The 16,551-nt window shown below is 70.5% G+C and carries 15 protein-coding genes; 11 read left to right on the forward strand and 4 right to left on the reverse strand.

The window, feature by feature from the left end:
• Position 1 precedes the first annotated feature (1 nt).
• The 11 genes from AVAK2825_RS09680 (at position 2) to AVAK2825_RS09730 (ending at position 12,397) form a co-directional block, all read left to right on the forward strand.
• Positions 2 to 1,174 (forward strand): L-rhamnonate dehydratase, encoded by a 1,173-nt coding sequence (locus AVAK2825_RS09680; protein WP_284397201.1) that lies wholly within the window; start codon positions 2 to 4, stop codon positions 1,172 to 1,174.
• Between the two features lie 16 nt (positions 1,175 to 1,190).
• Entirely contained in the window at positions 1,191 to 2,120 is a 930-nt protein-coding gene (locus tag AVAK2825_RS09685; protein WP_284397204.1) for a dihydrodipicolinate synthase family protein, read from the forward strand.
• Positions 2,121 to 2,202: 82 nt separating this feature from the next.
• On the forward strand, positions 2,203 to 3,228 hold the full coding sequence (locus tag AVAK2825_RS09690; protein ID WP_284397207.1) for a YncE family protein: 1,026 nt from the start codon (positions 2,203 to 2,205) through the stop codon (positions 3,226 to 3,228).
• A 183-nt stretch (positions 3,229 to 3,411) separates the two neighbouring features.
• Positions 3,412 to 4,887 (forward strand): UbiA family prenyltransferase, encoded by a 1,476-nt coding sequence (locus AVAK2825_RS09695; RefSeq protein WP_284397210.1) that lies wholly within the window; start codon positions 3,412 to 3,414, stop codon positions 4,885 to 4,887.
• A complete protein-coding gene (locus AVAK2825_RS09700) occupies positions 4,881 to 6,194 on the forward strand; it encodes an FAD-binding oxidoreductase (RefSeq protein ID WP_284397213.1) in 1,314 nt (437 codons plus the stop codon). Before AVAK2825_RS09695 ends, AVAK2825_RS09700 begins: the two co-directional genes overlap by 7 nt.
• Positions 6,195 to 6,237: 43 nt before the next feature.
• The gene (locus AVAK2825_RS09705; RefSeq protein ID WP_284397216.1) at positions 6,238 to 7,014 is read left to right on the forward strand and encodes an SDR family NAD(P)-dependent oxidoreductase; all 777 of its coding nucleotides are present in this window, start codon (positions 6,238 to 6,240) and stop codon (positions 7,012 to 7,014) included.
• 3 nt (positions 7,015 to 7,017) lie between these two features.
• Entirely contained in the window at positions 7,018 to 8,727 is a 1,710-nt protein-coding gene (locus tag AVAK2825_RS09710; RefSeq protein ID WP_284397218.1) for a hypothetical protein, read from the forward strand.
• A 32-nt stretch (positions 8,728 to 8,759) separates the two neighbouring features.
• Positions 8,760 to 9,698: an NAD-dependent epimerase/dehydratase family protein gene (locus AVAK2825_RS09715; protein WP_284397221.1), complete on the forward strand. Its 939-nt coding sequence runs from the start codon at positions 8,760 to 8,762 to the stop codon at positions 9,696 to 9,698.
• A complete protein-coding gene (locus AVAK2825_RS09720; RefSeq protein WP_284397224.1) occupies positions 9,698 to 11,038 on the forward strand; it encodes an NAD(P)/FAD-dependent oxidoreductase in 1,341 nt (446 codons plus the stop codon). The genes AVAK2825_RS09715 and AVAK2825_RS09720 overlap by 1 nt, the downstream gene beginning before the upstream one ends.
• A 7-nt stretch (positions 11,039 to 11,045) precedes the next feature.
• Positions 11,046 to 11,456 (forward strand): GtrA family protein, encoded by a 411-nt coding sequence (locus tag AVAK2825_RS09725; protein ID WP_272566270.1) that lies wholly within the window; start codon positions 11,046 to 11,048, stop codon positions 11,454 to 11,456.
• Positions 11,453 to 12,397 (forward strand): lysylphosphatidylglycerol synthase transmembrane domain-containing protein, encoded by a 945-nt coding sequence (locus AVAK2825_RS09730; protein WP_284397228.1) that lies wholly within the window; start codon positions 11,453 to 11,455, stop codon positions 12,395 to 12,397. The genes AVAK2825_RS09725 and AVAK2825_RS09730 overlap by 4 nt, the downstream gene beginning before the upstream one ends.
• Positions 12,398 to 12,415: 18 nt before the next feature.
• Here AVAK2825_RS09730 and AVAK2825_RS09735 read toward each other — a convergent pair whose 3' ends face one another.
• From AVAK2825_RS09735 to AVAK2825_RS09750, 4 genes are all read right to left on the reverse strand, one after another.
• Positions 12,416 to 14,392, reverse strand: coding sequence for a gamma-glutamyl-gamma-aminobutyrate hydrolase family protein (locus tag AVAK2825_RS09735; protein WP_284397232.1), 1,977 nt, complete (start codon positions 14,390 to 14,392; stop codon positions 12,416 to 12,418).
• Between the two features lie 163 nt (positions 14,393 to 14,555).
• Positions 14,556 to 15,476 carry a ParB/RepB/Spo0J family partition protein gene (locus tag AVAK2825_RS09740; RefSeq protein ID WP_284397235.1) on the reverse strand — a complete coding sequence of 307 codons (921 nt, stop codon included), beginning with the start codon at positions 15,474 to 15,476 and terminating at the stop codon, positions 14,556 to 14,558.
• 20 nt (positions 15,477 to 15,496) lie between these two features.
• A complete protein-coding gene (locus AVAK2825_RS09745) occupies positions 15,497 to 15,877 on the reverse strand; it encodes a hypothetical protein (RefSeq protein WP_284397238.1) in 381 nt (126 codons plus the stop codon).
• 121 nt (positions 15,878 to 15,998) lie between these two features.
• Positions 15,999 to 16,535, reverse strand: coding sequence for an RBBP9/YdeN family alpha/beta hydrolase (locus AVAK2825_RS09750; protein ID WP_284397241.1), 537 nt, complete (start codon positions 16,533 to 16,535; stop codon positions 15,999 to 16,001).
• Between the last annotated feature and the right edge of the window lie 16 nt (positions 16,536 to 16,551).

Below are 16,551 nucleotides of genomic sequence, written 5' to 3' on the forward strand. Positions count from 1 at the left end.
CATGAAAATCCAATCCGTCCGCGCCCGTGTGTTCCAGTGGAAGGGCCAGACCGTGCCGCCGCAGGGCCACTTCTGCTCCAACGCCATGGACCTGCTGTATTCGCCATCCGAGAGCATGAGCACCTTCCGTTTCCATGCGTGGACGGTGGTGGAGATCGAGACCGACGACGGCATCGTGGGCCTCGGCAACGTGGCGCTGGCGCCGAAGATCGCCAAGGCCATCATCGACGAGTACCTCGCGCCCCTGGTCATCGGCCAGGACCCCTGGGACTACGAATACCTGTGGCAGCGCATGTACCGCAGCACGCACGCCTGGGGCCGCAAGGGCGTGGCCATGGCCGCCATCTCGGCGGTGGACCTGGCGATCTGGGACATCCTGGGCAAGAGCGTGAACAAGCCTGTGTTCAAGCTGCTGGGCGGCCGCACCAAGGAGAAGATCCCCTGCTACTACAGCAAGCTCTACCGCACCGACCTGAAGGCGATGCAGGACGAGGCGCAAACCTTCCTCGACCAGGGCTTCAAGGCCTTCAAGATGCGTTTCGGCTACGGCCCCGCGCACCTGCAGCACGGCGTGCAGGAGAACCTGAAGTCGGTCGCGGCGGTGCGCGAGGTGATCGGCTACGACACCGACCTGATGCTCGAGTGCTACATGGGCTGGAATCTCGAATACGCCAAGCGCATGCTGCCCAAGCTCGCGAAGTTCGAGCCGCGCTGGCTGGAGGAACCCGTGATCGCCGACGACATCGATGGCTATGCCGAACTGAACGCGATGAACATCATCCCCATCTCGGGCGGCGAGCACGAGTTCGGCCTGTACGGCTTCAAGCAGCTGCTGGACAGGAAGGCCGTGAGCGTGGTGCAGTACGACACCAACCGGGTGGGCGGCATCACCGCCGCGCACAAGATCAACGCGCTGTGCGAAGCGCATTCCGTGCCGGTGATTCCGCACGCAGGCCAGATGCACAACTACCACCTGACCATGAGCACGCTGGCCTCGCCCATGGCGGAGTACTTTCCCATCTTCGACGTGGAGGTGGGCAACGAGCTGTTCTGGTACCTCTTCGACGGCGAGCCCATCGCGGAGAACGGCTTCCTGCAACTCCAGGACGACGTGCCGGGCCTGGGCCTTTCGCTCAAGACCGAGTACCTCGACCAGTTCGACATCGTGGAATAGACGCGAAGGACACGCCATGCCCGGCCTCTCCACCCCCCGCTACCGCGGCATCTTCCCCGTCGCGCCCACCCCGTTCCACGAAGACGGCACGCTGGACCTGGCCAGCCAGAGGCGCTGCCTGGACTTCATGATCGACTCGGGCGTGGACGGCCTGTGCATCCTGGCCAACTTCTCCGAGCAGTTCCTGCTGTCGGACGACGAACGCGAGGTGCTGACGCGCACCGCGCTGGAACACGTCGCCGGCCGCGTGCCGGTGATCGTCACCACCACGCACACCAGCACCGCCGTCTGCGCCGCGCGCAGCCGGCGCGCGCAGGACATGGGTGCGGCGATGGTCATGGTCATGCCGCCCTACCACGGCGCCACCTTCCGCTTCGGCGAGGCGCCGGTGCGCGCCTTCTACCAGGGCGTGTCGGACGCCATCGGCATTCCCATCATGGTCCAGGACGCACCGGCGGCCGGCACGCCGCTGTCGCCCGCCTTCCTGGCCGACATGGCGACGACGATCGAGCAGGTGTGCTACTTCAAGATGGAGACGGCCGGCGCCGCAACGAAGCTGCGCGAGCTGATCGCCCTGGGCGGCGAGGCCATCGAAGGCCCGTGGGACGGCGAGGAAGCCATCACCCTGCTGGCCGACCTGGAGGCCGGCGCCACCGGCGCCATGACCGGCGCGGGCTTTGCCGACGGCATCCGCCCCATCCTCCAGGCGCACCGCCAGGGCGATGCGGACGCGGCCTTCGCCCACTACCAGCGCTGGCTGCCGCTCATCAACCACGAGAACCGCCAGGCGGGCTTCCTGGCCGCCAAGGCGCTGATGAAGGAAGGCGGCGTGATCGCCTGCGAGGCGCCGCGCGCGCCCTGGCCACCGATGCACCCCGAGGTGCGCCGCCAGCTCATCGGCATCGCGCGGCGGCTCGATCCGCTGGTGCTGCGCTGGGGGCGCTGAAAGCGCGCAAAAAAAAGCGGCGATGCGCCCGCCGCGCGACCGCCAGGGCGCTGTTCGATCCACACCAAGGGAGACCACCACCATGCAACGTCGGGAGCTTCTGAAGACCGCCGGCCTTTCGCTGGCCGCATCCACCCTGGGGCCGGCCACGGTCCTCGCCCAGGCCCCGGCGGGGCGCGCGCCGCGCGAGGTGCTGCTGCTGATCGAGAAATCGAGCCACTGCATCAGCCACTACGACATCGCCAGCGGCGAGCGGCTGCACACCATCGCCCTGCCCCCGTTCCCGCACGAATTCGTGGTGGACGCGGCGCAGCGGTACGCCTACGTAGGCCACTACGGCGTGGAGACCTCGGGGCACCCGGGCCCGGGCGGCACCAGCGTGCTGCAGATCGACCTGGCCACGCGCACGCTGGCGCGCACCATCGACCTGGCGCCGTTCAACCGCCTGCACGGCATCCAGATGGACCAGTCGGGCCGCCTCTACGTGCTGAGCGAGGACCGCGCGCAGCTGGCCGTGCTGGACCGGCCCGAGACCGACACCGCCGTGCGGCGCGCGGTGCCGGTGGGCGGCATCAAGAGCCATCTGTTCGCGCTCACCCGGGACGGCCAGACGGCCTACGCGATGAACCTGCTCACGCACTCGGTGACGCAGTTCAGGCCGCACGACGCCGCGTTCGCGCCGGTGGCCTGCGTGCCCGGCGACAAGCCCGAAGGCAACGCGCTCAGCGCCGACGAGCGCACGCTGTACGTCACCTGCCGCTGGAGCAACACGCTGTGCGCCATCGATACGGCCACCATGAAGGTCGTGCGCAGCGCACCCGCGCGCAACGACCCCACGCGCATCTACCGCTGCCGCGACGGCCGGCTGCTGGTGTCCCACTACGGCGACCGCAGCCTGTCCATCGTGGACCCGGCGACGCTCGCCGAGCAGGCCCACATTCCCATGGACGCGCGCCCCATCGCGGTCAGCCTGCATCCCACCCGGCCCTGGGCCTTCGTGAGCCAGGACAACGACCGGGTCGGGATCTTCCACCTGGAATCGCGCCGGTTCGAGCGCTTCATCGCCACGCAGCGCGAACCGGACGTGTCGTACACGCTGCAGGGCTGAGCGCGGCGGGGGTGGCGGGCGGGCTGCGGCATCTTCGCCACACCCGTGCGGGCAGGGTGTAACGCCGGGGCGGCGGTGCCGGCGGCGTGGATGGCGGCTTTTACAATGTCCTGTTGCCATTGCGCACAGAGCGTTACCAATACGCCGCGCCTTCCCATCACGCCATCCCACCAAAGGTTCCTTTTGCGCCCGCCCCTCGATTCGTCCCTGCCCACCCCGGGCCCGTCCTCGGAACCGCCCCTGGTGGTGGACCTGGACGGCACGCTCATCCTGACGGACATGCTGCACGAATCGTCGCTGCAGCTGCTGCGGGACGGGCTGTGGCGCGCGCTGGCCCTGCCCGTATGGCTGGCGCGGGGCAAGGCGGCGCTCAAGCAGGAGATCGGGCAGCGGGTGCAGATGGACGTAGCCACGCTGCCCTACAACGTGCCTTTCGTGCAGTGGCTGCGCAACCAGCACGCGGCCGGGCGGCGCACCGTGCTGTGCACAGCCTCCGACCGCTCGGTGGCGCAGGCCATCGCCGCCCACCTGGGGTGCTTCGACCAGGTCATGGCCAGCGATGGCGCCACCAACCTCGCCGGGCGGGCCAAGGCCGCCGCGCTGGTGCAGGCCTTTGGCGAGCGCGGCTTCGACTACGCCGGCAACTCGCAGGCGGACGTGCCGGTGTGGCAGGCCGCGCGCTCGGCCATCGTGGTCAATGCTTCGGGCGCCGTCACCCGGCGGGCCGAGGCGCACGGCAACGTGGCCGAGCGCTTTCCCCGCGAGCCCGCGGGCCTCAAGCCCTGGCGCAAGGCCCTGCGGCTGCACCAGTGGCTCAAGAACCTGCTGCTGTTCGTGCCGCTGGTGGCGGCCCACCGCGTGGCCGACGGCGAGGCCTGGGGCCTGCTGCTGGTGGCCTTCCTGGCCTTCAGCCTGTGCGCCTCGTCGGTCTACGTGGCCAACGACCTGCTCGATCTGGAAAGCGACCGCCGGCACCCGCGCAAGCGCCTGCGGCCCTTCGCCTCGGGCGCGCTGGCCGCCTGGCAGGGCGTGGCCCTGGTGCCGGTGCTCACGGCGGCGAGCTTCGCGCTGGCCTGGCAGGTGGGCCAGGGGTTCTTCGGCTGGCTGCTGGGGTACTTCGCCATCACCTGGGCGTATTCGCTCGCGCTCAAGCGCTGGGTGCTGGTCGATTGCATCGCGCTGGCGGTGCTCTACACGCTGCGCATCGTGGCGGGCGCCTACGCCATCACGCAGCCGCTGTCGTTCTGGCTGCTGGCGTTCTCGGGCTTTCTCTTCCTGTCGCTGGCCTTCGTCAAGCGCTATGCCGAGCTGATGGTGCAGCAGGCCGCGGGCAAGACGCAGGCGCACGGGCGCGGCTACCTCACCTCGGACGCACCCATCGTGCAGAACCTGGGCATCGCCGCCGGCTACACGGCCGTGGTGGTGCTGGCGCTTTACCTCAACAGCGAATCGGTGCTGCTGATGTACCGCGCGCCGGAGATGATCTGGGCCGCCGTGCCCGTGATGGTGTTCTGGGTGAGCTGGATGTGGCTGCGCGCGGTGCGCGGGCAGATGCATGACGACCCGCTGGTCTTCGCCTTCAAGGATCGCGCCAGCCTGGCCGCGGGCGCGCTGTTCAGCCTGGCGATGGTCGCCGCCGCCCTGGGACTGCCGTGGTAGCCGTGCGCTCCTGGGGCCGCCTGAGCGCCGACGACCACGATCTGCGCATCCTGGCCGAACGGCCGCTGGCGCATCTGCCGCGCGAGCCCGGTCAGCACGGGCTGGCGTTCGGCATGGGCCGCAGCTACGGCGACGTGTGCCTGAACCCCGGCGGCGCGCTTTGGTCGCTGCGCGGGCTGGACCGCTTCATCGCCTGGGACGGGGCCACCGGCGACCTGACCTGCGAGGCCGGCATGCTGCTGCGCGACATCCAGCGCACCTTCGTGCCGCGCGGCTGGATGCTGCCCGTGACCCCGGGCACCCAGCTGGCCACCGTGGGCGGCGCCATCGCCAACGACGTGCACGGCAAGAACCACCATGTGCATGGCTCCTTCGGCGACCACGTGCAGGAACTGCGGCTGCTGCGCACCGACGGGCTGTCGATCCGCTGCGGCCCGCAGCTGCACCCCGATTGGTTCGCCGCCACGGTGGGCGGCCTGGGCCTGACCGGCGTGGTCACCCAGGCCACGCTGCGGCTGCGGCGCGTGCCCGGCCCCTGGCTGGACACCGAGACCCTGCCCTACGGCTCGCTGGGCGAGTTCTTCGCCCTCGCCGATGCCTCCGAGGCCGGCTGGGAGCACACCGTCTCGTGGATCGACTGCCTCTCGGGCGCCCGGGCCGGCGCCACGCGCGGCATCTTCCTGCGCGCCAATGCCGCCGCGCCCGAATCCCAGCACGGCCCCACCCCGAAGGACCGCCAGCGCACCGTGCCGTTCGCGCCGCCCGTCTCGCTGGTCAACCGCCTGAGCCTGCGCCCCTTCAACGCGGCGTACTACCACCTGAACCGCCGCCGCGCCGGCCGCGCGCTGCAGCACTACGAACCGTTCTCCTACCCGCTGGACAACCTGCAGGAATGGAACCGCATCTACGGCCGCCGGGGCTTCTACCAGTACCAGTGCGTGGTGCCTCGCCCGCACGGCCCCGATGCCGTGGGCGCCCTGCTGCGCGAGATCACCGCGTCGGGCCAGGGCAGCTTCCTGGGCGTGCTCAAGACCTTCGGCGACCGCGAATCGGTGGGCCTGCTGAGCTTTCCGCAGCCGGGCGTCACGCTGGCGCTCGACTTTCCCAACCTCGGCGAGCGCACGCTGCGGCTGTTCGACCGGCTCGATGCCGTCGTGGCCGAGGCCGGCGGGCGCCTGTACCCCGCCAAGGACGCGCGCATGCCGCGCGCCCTGTTCGAGGCCGGCTACCCGAAGCTCGCCCAATTCCTTCCGTACCGCGACCCGAACATCCGCTCCGCGATGTCGCGGCGCCTGATGGGCGACTGACCTGCGGCTTTTTCTCCAAGACAAGAACGAACTCACCGCCAACATGCAGAACAACAACAACGCCAGCAACGCACCGCAGACCCTCGTGATCGTCGGCGCCACCTCGCTGATCGCGCAGCACTGCGCGCGCCAATGGCTGCAGGCCGGCGGCATCGGCCGCGTGGTGCTCGTGGGGCGCGACGCGGCCCGTCTGCAGGGCGTGGCCGACGACCTGCAGGTGCGCCAGCCCCAGGCCCGCATCGACGTGATGGCCGGCGACGTGACGCAGGCGGCCTCCATCGCCGCGCTGGTGCAGCACCTGGTGGCGCAGGGCGTGCCGGACACCGTGCTCATCGCCCACGGCAGCCTGCCCGACCAGGCCCGGTGCCAGGGCGACCTGGCCAGCGCCGAGCAGGCCATGGCCGTCAACGGCCTGTCGCCCGCGCTGTGCGCGGAGGCGTTCGCCGGCGCGATGCAGGTGGCGGGGCGGGGCACGATCGGCATCATCGGTTCGGTGGCCGGCGACCGCGGCCGCAAATCCAACTACGTGTACGGCGCCGCCAAGGGCCTGGTGGAGCGCTACGCCGAAGGCCTGCAGCACCGCCTGGCGGGCTCGGGCGTGAAGGTGGTGCTCATCAAGCCGGGCCCCACCGACACGCCGATGACGGCGCACCTCAAGGCGCGCGGCGCCAAGCTCGCCAGCGTGGAGCAGGTGGCCCAGGCGGTGGTGCGCGGCATGGCCCGCGGCACGCCCGTGGTCTATGCCCCGGCGAAATGGGCGCTCATCATGGCCGTGATCCGCAACCTGCCGCGCGCGGTCTTCCACAAGATGGACATCTGACCCATGCCATGGACCCCTGAACGCCGCCGCCTCTGGGCGGCGGTGGCCCTTGCGGGCTATGCCACGCTCTTTGCCCTGGCGACGGCCGTGGCGGCCTGGCGCACCTTCACGTCCGTGCCGATCTGGGACATGTGGGGCGCACTGGAGTTCTATGCCGATGTGCGCGATGGCGCCGGCTGGCAGGCCTGGTGGCGGCTCTTCAACGAGCACCGCATCGTGCTGTCCAAGGCCTTGTTCTGGATGGAATACCGCTGGTTCGGCGGCACCCAGGCCTTCCTGATCGCGGTCAACTACCTGCTGGTGGCGGGCAGCATCGCCACCTTCTGGGCCTTCCTGAAGGCACGCCTGGGGCCGATGACCCGCACGGCGTCGGTGGCGGCCCTGGCGCTGCTGTCCGTCTGGCTGCTGTCGTGGGTGCAGCAGGAAAACCTCACCTGGGCGTTCCAGAGCCAGTTCTTCCTGGCCCAGTGGCTGCCGCTGGCCGGGCTGTACTGCCTGTACCGCGCCACGCAGGCGCCGCAGGACGTGGGCTGGTTCGCCGGCGGCTGCGCCCTGGGCGTGCTGAGCATCGGCAGCATGGCCAACGGCATCATGGCGCTGCCCATGATGGCGCTCTACGCCGCCGTGGCGCGCATGGGCTGGCGCCGCGTGGCACTGCTGGCGCTGCTGGGCGCCGCGGGCATCGGCGTGTACATGGCGGACTTCGCCGCGCCGACGCCCCGCCCCGGCCTGCTGGCCATGCTGCAGAGCCGGCCGCTGGGCCTGCTGCAGTACACGCTGCAATACCTGGGCAGCCCGTTCCAGCACCTGGCGCGCAAGATGGAGACGATGTGGATCAGCCAGGCCTTCGGCGTGCTGTTCACCGTGCTGGCACTGGCTCGCCTGGTGCCCGCGCTGCGCGCCCCGCGCACGCACGCGCTGGAGCTGTCGCTGCTCACCTTCGTGGCCTTCGTGGCGGGCATCGCCTTCGCCACCGCCAGCGGCCGGCTGCAGTTCAGCATGGAGGGCTCGCTGGCCAGCCGCTACACCACGCCCACGATGATGGCCTGGGCCGCCCTGGGCGTGCTGTACGCCCCGCGCGTGCTGGCCCTGCACGGCCTCGCGCGCGCCGGTGCCGCCGTGCTGCTGGTGGCGGTGCTGGCGCAGATGCTGTCGGTGCAGGTGCGCGACACCAAACGCAGCGATGTCGCGCACCTGCGCATGACCGGCGCGCTGGCGCTGGCGATGGGCGTGCACGACGAACGGCGCATCGGCATGCTGATCTGGGACCGGGCCCTGGGCGAGCGCATCGTCGCCAAGGCCCGCCAGCACGGCCACTCGATCTTCGGCCAGCCGCCGCTCGCCGACGCCGCCACGGCCCTGGGCTCGCACACGGACGTGCCGCCCGCCCGCTGCACGGCCTTCGTGGACTGGGTGCAGCGCGTGCCCGGCGACCCGCGCTTCGTCTCGGTGAGCGGCGCACTGCTGCCCTCCGAAGGCGATGCGCCGCCGCCATCGATGCGCCTCGTCGCGCCCGATGGCACCGTGGTGGGCCTGGGCGTTCCCCACCGCTGGCGCAAGCTGAGTGCGCCGGGTGGCCCCCATGCGCCCGCACGCTACCTGACCTTCACCGCCTACCTGCAGGCCGCGCCCGAGGCGCTGCCCACTGCCGTGACCCTGACCGCACCCGGCACCGACTGCTCGGTGGCCCTGCAGATACCGGCGCCGCAATGAGCGACCCGAACCCGCCGAGAAAAACCAACACCATGAAGAACGCCAAAATCATCCTGCCGGGAGGCGCCGGCCTCGTGGGCCAGAACCTCGTGGCCCACCTGAAGCTGCACGGCTATCACAACCTCGTCGTGCTGGACAAGCACGCAAGCAACCTCGCCATCCTGCGCCAGGTGCACCCCGACATCGTGGCCGAGGACGCCGACCTGGCCGAGCCCGGCGCGTGGGAGCGCCACTTCGAGGGCGCGGACGTGGTGGTCATGCTGCAGGCGCAGATCGGCGCGCCGCAGGCCGACCCGTTCGTGCGCAACAACCTCACCTCCACCGGCCGCATCCTCGATCTGATCCAGCGCCACCGCATCCTGCAGACCGTGCACATCAGCTCCTCGGTGGTCGAGTCGGTCGCCCAGGACCACTACACCGAGACCAAGCGCGCGCAGGAAAAGATGGTGCTGGACAGCGGCATTCCCTGCGTGGTGCTGCGGCCCACGCTGATGTTCGGCTGGTTCGACCGCAAGCACCTGGGCTGGCTGTCGCGCTTCATGCGCAAGGTGCCGGTGTTCCCCATTCCGGGCAGCGGCCGCTACATGCGCCAGCCGCTGTACGCGGCGGACTTCTGCCGCATCATCGTGCGCTGCATCGAGGAGCGCCGCGTGGGCGGCGTGTTCAACATCACGGGGCTGGAGAAGGTGGACTACATCGACATCATTCGCCAGATCAAGGCCGCCACGGGCGCGGGCGCCTGGATCGTGAAGATCCCCTACGGCCTTTTCTACCTGCTGCTCAAGGTGTGGGCGCTGTTCGACAAGGACCCGCCGTTCACCGCCGACCAGCTCAAGGCGCTGGTGGCCCACGACGAGTTCGAGGTGATCGACTGGCCCGGCATCTTCGGCGTGCGCGCCACACCCTTCGCCGAGGCCATCCACGAAACCTTCAACCACCCGGAATACAGCCGCGTGGTGCTGGAGTTCTGATGAGTGCGCACACCCCCTCTCCTTCCGCATCCACGGCCGCCGCGCCGGGCCAGCGCATCGCCGTACTGGGCGCCGGCCCCATGGGCCTGGCGGTGGCCTACCAGCTCGCGCGCGAAGGCCACCGGCCCGTGGTCTTCGAGGCCGACGACCGCGTGGGCGGCATGACCGCGATGTTTGACTTCGACGGCCTGGCCATCGAGCGCTACTACCACTTCCACTGCACCTCCGACCACGCCTTCCTGCAGATGCTCGACGAACTGGGGCTTTCGGACCGGATGCGCTGGCGCGCCACGCGCATGGGCTACTGGTTCCAAAAGCGCCTGCAGCCCTGGGGCAACCCGGTGGCGCTGCTGCGCTTTCAGGGTCTGGGCCTGGTCGCCAAGTTCCGCTACGGTCTGCACGCGTTCCTGTCCACGAAGCGCACCGACTGGAAGCCGCTGGACGGCGAAGAGGCCACGGGCTGGATCCGCCGCTGGGTGGGCAAGGAGGCCTACGAGGTGCTGTGGCGGCGCCTGTTCGACTACAAGTTCTACGACCATGCCGGCAACCTGTCGGCCGCGTGGATCTGGAGCCGCATCCGCCGCATTGGCCGCTCGCGCTACAGCCTGATGCGCGAAAAGCTCGGCCACCTCGACGGCGGCTCGGCCACGCTGCTGGACGGCATGGTGGCCGACATCCAGCGCCACGGCGGCGAGATCCGCCTGTCCACGCCCGTCACCCGCGTGCGCATGGACGCCACGCGCGTGCAGGGCGTGGAGACCGCGCAGGGCTTCGAGGCCTTCGACAAGGTGGTGAGCACCATTCCCCTGCCCTACGTGCCGCGCACCATGCCCGACCTGCCGCCCGCGCTGCTGGCGCAGTACGGCGCGCTGCAGAACATCGCCGTGGTCTGCGTAATCGCCAAGCTGCGCCAGCCGCTGACCGAGAACTTCTGGCTCAACGTGAACGATCCGGACATGGACATTCCCGGCCTGGTCGAATACAGCAACCTGCGCCCGCTGGCGGAGTCGGTGGTGTATGTGCCGTTTTACATGCCCGGCGAGCACCCCAAGTTCGCCGAGCCCGACGCGGCCTTCCTCGACAAGGTGCGCCGCTACCTGAAGGCCATCAACCCGAAGCTGCAGGACAGCGACTTCCTGGCCCTGCGCGCCAGCCGCTACCGCTACGCCCAGCCCATCTGCCCGCCCAACTACCTGGACAGCCTGCCGCCCGTGCAGCTGCCGGTGCGCGGCCTGTGGGTGGCCGACACGTCCTACTACTACCCCGAGGACCGCGGCATCTCCGAGAGCATCGGCTTCGGGCGCCAGATGGCCGCGCAGGCGGCCGCGGCACCGGTCTAGGCCCCGCATGCTCGCGCAGTTCCGCTCCCGGCAGTTCGTGGCCTTCCTGGTGACCGGCGGCCTGGCCGCGCTCGCCAACTTCATCGCGCGCATCGTGCTCAACCAGTGGATGCCGTTTTCCTACGCCGTGGTGCTGGCCTACGGCGTGGGCATGGTCACGGCCTTCCTGCTGGCGCGCGCCTTCGTGTTCCAGGGCAGCCAACAGTCGGTGCGCAAGTCCGCCGCGTTCTTCGTGCTGGTGAACCTCGTGGCGGTGGCGCAGACCTGGGCCGTGAGCCTGCTGCTGGCGCGCCAGGTACTGCCCGCCCTGGGCGTGACCGCCTTCGTGCCCGAGATCGCCCATGCCGTGGGCGTGGCCGTGCCGGTGTTCACGAGCTACCTGGGCCACAAGCGCTGGTCCTTCGCCGACCGCGCATGAAGCCCGGCCACGCCGTCGCTGCGGCCGGGGCCTGCACGGCGGCCTACGTGGCCGCCCTGGTGTGGGCCGACGCGCGCAACCAGGTCTTCGCGCAGTTGCCGCAGGTGCTCGCGTGGATGCCCTCGATGGCGGCGATCGCCTTCGCCTCCTACCTGCTGCGCTACCTGCGCTGGCGCTGGCTCCTGGCCCGCGCGGGGCACGCCGTGCCCTGGGGTGCGGGCTTTCTGGCGTACCTCTCGGGCTTCGCCTTCACCGCCACCCCCGGCAAGGTGGGCGAGCTGGTGCGTGTGCGCTACTTCGCGCGCGCCGGCGTGCCGGCGGCGCGCACCGTCTCGGCTTTCGTGTACGAGCGCGCGTTCGACCTCCTGTGCGTGGTGCTGCTGGCGGCGCTGGCCATCCCCGCCCTGCCGCTGTTCGCGGTGCTGGTGGCGTTCGTGGCGGGCATGATCGGCGCCGTCGTGCTGGTGGCGGCACGGCCCGCATGGCTGCTGCGCGGTGCCGCCCGGCTGCGCCGCCGCGGCTGGCCGCGACTGTCGCGTGCGGTGCGGGCCCTGGCGCTGGGATTGGCCGGCTGCAGGGCGTGGCTGCACCCGCTGGATTGGGGGCTTTCGCTGGGCCTGGGCCTGGCCGCATGGGGCCTGGTGGCGCTGTCGTTCGCCTGGCTGCTGCACGGGCTGGGCATCGGCCTGCCCTGGCGCGATGCCGCGGCCCTCTACCCCACCGCCATGCTGGCCGGCGCCGCGTCCATGCTGCCAGCCGGCATCGGCACCACCGAGGCCACCCTGGTCGCCCTGCTGGCACTGCACGCCGTGCCGCTGGGCCTGGCCACGCTGGCGGCCGTGGGCATCCGCGTGGCCACGCTGTGGTTCGCCGTGCTGTGCGGCTTCGTGGCCATCGGGGTGCTGGAGCGCCGGCGCGCGCCGGGCGACGCCGGCAGGTGAGCGCGCTGGCGCAGCGCGTCAGCCAATGGCCGGCTCTACTGCCGGCTCCACGGGACGCAGCTTCGCACGCCCCTCCGCCAGCGCCTCGGCCGTGATGGCGGCCTTGTGGCGGTGCGCCGTCGCCGCGTCCGACAGGATCTTCCACAGCGCATCGTTGCCAGGCGACATGTGGTCCAGGATGCCGCTGGCGATCAGGTCGGCCGGGTTCTGCAAGCCCGACGTCTGCGCTCCAGGCCGCGTATAGCCCGCCCCCAGTTGCTCCAGTTCCGTGTTGGACAACGGCCGGACCTCGCCGCCCCGGGCCGTCGATCCGTCGAAGAACTCGGGGTGGAACTGCAAGCCGATCAGCGGCGCGCGCGGCTGGGACGATTCGACCGCCATGATGGCCCGCCAGGCGGTCTCGCCCCCTTCCGAGGGAATGGTCCGGCGCAGCGAGGTGCTCAGGTGCGGCCGCCCCTCTGGTGGGTCGATCACGGCCTGGTGGTGATAGACGGCCGCGCGGATGCCTTGCAGCGCTGTGCCGAAGACGCCGACGCTGTTGTCCGCAACCTCGGTGGCCCGCGCCTGCCCGGCTTTTTCGCCTTGGTCGTTGTCGAGCGTGCGGACGCCGACCTGGTGCCCCACATGCTGCTGCAGCGCCGCGCCGAAAAATACATTGGTCATCTGAAAGCCCCGGCAGATCGCCATCAAGGGCACGCCGCGGTGAAAGCACTGGTGCAGCAGACCCATTTCGAGCACGGACCGTCGGTAGTCGCCCTTCCAGTCCGTCTGCGGCTCGGCCTGCTGGTTGTACAGGCGGGGCGAAAGGTCTTCGCCGCCAGGCAGCACGACGGAGTCCACGTGCCGTGCCAGGATCTCGGCCTTGGCCAGGATCTGCGCGATCTTCGGCAGGGCTTCGGGGTTCGCCAGGGCATCGATCACGAGGCGCTGCGGCAAGGATTGGTCGCTGCCCGGCTGCGAGGCCAGATGTTCGAGGTGCGCCTCGACCTCCGCATCCACCGCCTTCGCCTGCAGCGAGGCGGCCCGCATCTCGACCCGCAGAGGCAAGGTGCCCGCCACAGCCTCGAGCTTGGCAACCACGCGCGGGACGGTGATGCCCCGCGAGTCATGCGAGACCAGCGTGGCCGTGGTGGGCCGGGTGAGGCCAACGGTCGCGTCGGACACCGCGTCGATGGTGAAGCGCCCCTTCGTGCCCAGGAACAAGGTGTCGGTCAGGACGGACGGTCCTTGGGTGGCGGACGCTTCGATCCGCGTACCCTCGGCCACCGAGGTGCTGAGGAAGTGCGTGCCGGGCATCTTCACGCCCGTGAACACGCAATCACCCGTCAGTTGCGCATCCTCGAAACTGCAGAGGTGCAGCTCGCTGTCTTCGAAGCGAACGCCGCTCAGTTCCGCGTGCAGGAACATCGTCTCCTCGAATTCGCAGCGCTTGAAAGCGGTGTTGCGCAGCGAGGCGTCCGCCAATGACACGCTTTCGAACCGGCAGCTTTCGAACCGGCTGCCTTCGATGTGCGTGTCGGCCAGGGAGCTGGCATCGAACTGGCAGCGCTTGAAATCCACGCCCGAGAGATCCCACCCCCGCAGGGCCGGATCACCCTCGGCCCACTGCACGCCCTCCAGCACGTGGGAATGGCCCGCGGCGGCCAATGCGGCCGCGAGCGACGGCTTGCCGCTGCCGGCCGCATCCGAGGCGCCCGCTGGCGCACCGGCCACGGCCTTCAGGAGCCGGTGCAGCAAGGCGGTGTCCGCCGTGCCCACGGCGAGCGGCGCCTTTGGCGGCACGGACGGGCCCGCGCCGGTCGGCAGCGCCGACAGCGGCACGCGCGATCGCACGGCCTCGGGGCCGGCGGAACGGGGCTGTCTGGCCGCCAGGTCGGGATGGCCCGATGGCCCCGCCGCAGCGGGCGCGCTTTTGTTGATGGCCGGCGCGCCATCGGCCCCGGTGGATTCGGGCTGCCGGTGTTTCACCTCGGCAGCGTTCACTGTCACTTTCATTGGTATGCACCTCCCTGTCCGCCGGCCTCCCTGCGCGGCCCAACGCCACCAGTGGAGCCATGCCGACGGGGCGCCGATTCTGAACAGGGATCGCGCCTGCGCAAAGCGCGGATTTCGCATATCGACCTGCGCAATGCGCAGATGCCCCTGCGGGGAGGGCCGGTCAGCCCCGCAGGCGCTCGATCAGGCCGTTGAGCGCCTCGATCGAGCCGAACTGGATCGCCAGCTCGCCCATCTCTTCGGTGCGGCTGCCGCGCTTGACGCGCTTTTTGACACGCACCTCGACCTCGGCCATGAGCAGGTCGGACAGTTCCTCCTCCACCCGCTTGAGGTCGCGCGACTTGGCGTCCTTCTTGGGCTTTTGCGGCACCAGGCTGAACTCGGCGCCGATCTTCTTGACCAGGGCCTCGGCCTCGCGCACCGACAGCTTCTTGGCCGCGATCTGGTTGCCCGCCGTGATCTGCGCCGCCCGGTCCAGCGACAGCAGCGCGCGCGCATGGCCCATGTCGATGTCGCCGGCCATCAGCATCGTCTGCACCGGATCGGCCAGGTTCAGCAGGCGCAGCAGGTTGCTGGCGGCGCTGCGTGAGCGGCCCACGGCCTGCGCGGCCTGCTCGTGCGTGAGGCCGAACTCCTTGACCAGCCGCGACAGGCCCTGCGCCTCTTCCAGCGGGTTCAGGTCCTCGCGCTGGATGTTCTCGATGAGGGCCATGGCAGCGGCCGATTCGTCGGGCACGTCGCGCACCAGCACCGGCACCTCGGCCAGGCCCGCCAGCCGCGCGGCCCGAAAGCGCCGCTCGCCGGCGATGATCTCGTAGCGGCCCGCATGATCGCCCTGCGCCAGCCGGCGCACCAGGATCGGCTGCATGATGCCCTGCGCCTTGATCGATTCGGCCAGCTCGTACAGCGCGCCCTCGTCCATGCGCGTGCGGGGCTGGTACATGCCGGGCACCATGTCGGCCAGGGCCAGCGTGGTGGGAGTGCCTTCGGGCGGCGGCGGGGCGGCATCGCCCTTTTCCGCGACCTTGGGGCCCAGCAATGCTTCCAGGCCGCGGCCGAGGCCTTTGGGTTTCTTGGTGACCATGTTGTCGTTCCTCGTACAAATCAAAAAGGGTGGCGGGTGCCGTGCGGATCGGACCCGCGGCGGCGGGCAAGGCGCCGGTTCAGCCAGCGCCGCTGGCCCCAGAAAAGCCCTGCGAACGCCAGCAGCACCCACAGCCAGTTCCCCTGCGAAAACCCTGGCTGGCCGTGACGAACCGGCAGGCCCGTGGCCTCTACCGCCAGGGCCACTTCGAGCGCCGTGAGCAGGGCCACCGCCGCAGACAGCCACAGCGGTGCAGGCGGTGTGGCGGCCGACCCGGGCGTTCCCCGCCGCGCCGCGAACCGCAGGAACACCCCGAGCGCGATCACGGCCAGCACGGCGGCGGCGAACAGCTTGCCGGTGAACACCATGACCGGAACCCCGGCCAGGCTCAGCAGGCCCAAGCCGTACTCCGCGGCCACCTGCAGGCTGGACGCCGCGCCCGCCTTGAGCCGTGCGATCCAGGAAAGCGGCGTGGCACGGGCCTCGGCCCCTCGGCCGAGGCGCCCGGGGGCTGTCGCCGCATCACCGCGACAGGGCCTCCAGCCAGCCGTGGCCTTGCGCCCAGTCGCCGAGGCCCGACTCGGCATTGATGTGGCCGAGCGCGCCCGCATCGACGAAGCGCGCGCCCCAGTCGCGGCCCAGCCCCTGCACGCGCTCGAAGCTGCAATAGGGGTCGTTGCGGCTGCCCACCAGCACGGCGGGAAACGGCAGCGGCTGGCGCGCGATGGGGGCCCAGCCGGGCAGCAGGGGCGCGATGTCGGGGTGCTCCACGTCGCCGGGGGCCACCAGCAGCGCGCCGTGCACCCGGTGGGCGTTCTTCGAATGCGCCGCCCACCAGGCGGTGAGGATGCAGCCCAGGCTGTGCGCCACCAGCACCACGGGGCCGTCGGCGTCCACCACCACCTCTTCCAGGCGGGCGGACCAGTCGCCGCGCAGCGGGTGCATCCAGTCGTGCTGCTCCACGCGCCGGTAGCCGTGCAGGCGCTCCCAGCGGCTTTGCCAGTGGTCTTCCCCGGAGTTCTGCCAACCGGGCAGCAGCAGCACGTTGTCTGGTTTCATACTATGTTTTTGATAG

The organism is Acidovorax sp. SUPP2825, assembly GCF_030158995.1.
In the GTDB taxonomy this organism is placed as follows: Bacteria; Pseudomonadota; Gammaproteobacteria; order Burkholderiales; family Burkholderiaceae_C; genus Paracidovorax.

What these genes read in the sequence shown, in the direction of transcription:
- AVAK2825_RS09750 (WP_284397241.1), bottom strand. Translation starts at nt 16,535, where the DNA reads ATGAAACCAGACAACGTGCTGCTGCTGCCCGGTTGGCAGAACTCCGGG.
- AVAK2825_RS09740 (WP_284397235.1), bottom strand. Translation starts at nt 15,476, where the DNA reads ATGGTCACCAAGAAACCCAAAGGCCTCGGCCGCGGCCTGGAAGCATTG.
- AVAK2825_RS09735 (WP_284397232.1), bottom strand. Translation starts at nt 14,392, where the DNA reads ATGAAAGTGACAGTGAACGCTGCCGAGGTGAAACACCGGCAGCCCGAA.
- AVAK2825_RS09730 (WP_284397228.1), top strand. Translation starts at nt 11,453, where the DNA reads ATGAAGCCCGGCCACGCCGTCGCTGCGGCCGGGGCCTGCACGGCGGCC.
- AVAK2825_RS09720 (WP_284397224.1), top strand. Translation starts at nt 9,698, where the DNA reads ATGAGTGCGCACACCCCCTCTCCTTCCGCATCCACGGCCGCCGCGCCG.
- AVAK2825_RS09715 (WP_284397221.1), top strand. Translation starts at nt 8,760, where the DNA reads ATGAAGAACGCCAAAATCATCCTGCCGGGAGGCGCCGGCCTCGTGGGC.
- AVAK2825_RS09725 (WP_272566270.1), top strand. Translation starts at nt 11,046, where the DNA reads ATGCTCGCGCAGTTCCGCTCCCGGCAGTTCGTGGCCTTCCTGGTGACC.
- AVAK2825_RS09685 (WP_284397204.1), top strand. Translation starts at nt 1,191, where the DNA reads ATGCCCGGCCTCTCCACCCCCCGCTACCGCGGCATCTTCCCCGTCGCG.
- AVAK2825_RS09710 (WP_284397218.1), top strand. Translation starts at nt 7,018, where the DNA reads ATGCCATGGACCCCTGAACGCCGCCGCCTCTGGGCGGCGGTGGCCCTT.
- AVAK2825_RS09690 (WP_284397207.1), top strand. Translation starts at nt 2,203, where the DNA reads ATGCAACGTCGGGAGCTTCTGAAGACCGCCGGCCTTTCGCTGGCCGCA.
- AVAK2825_RS09680 (WP_284397201.1), top strand. Translation starts at nt 2, where the DNA reads ATGAAAATCCAATCCGTCCGCGCCCGTGTGTTCCAGTGGAAGGGCCAG.
- AVAK2825_RS09705 (WP_284397216.1), top strand. Translation starts at nt 6,238, where the DNA reads ATGCAGAACAACAACAACGCCAGCAACGCACCGCAGACCCTCGTGATC.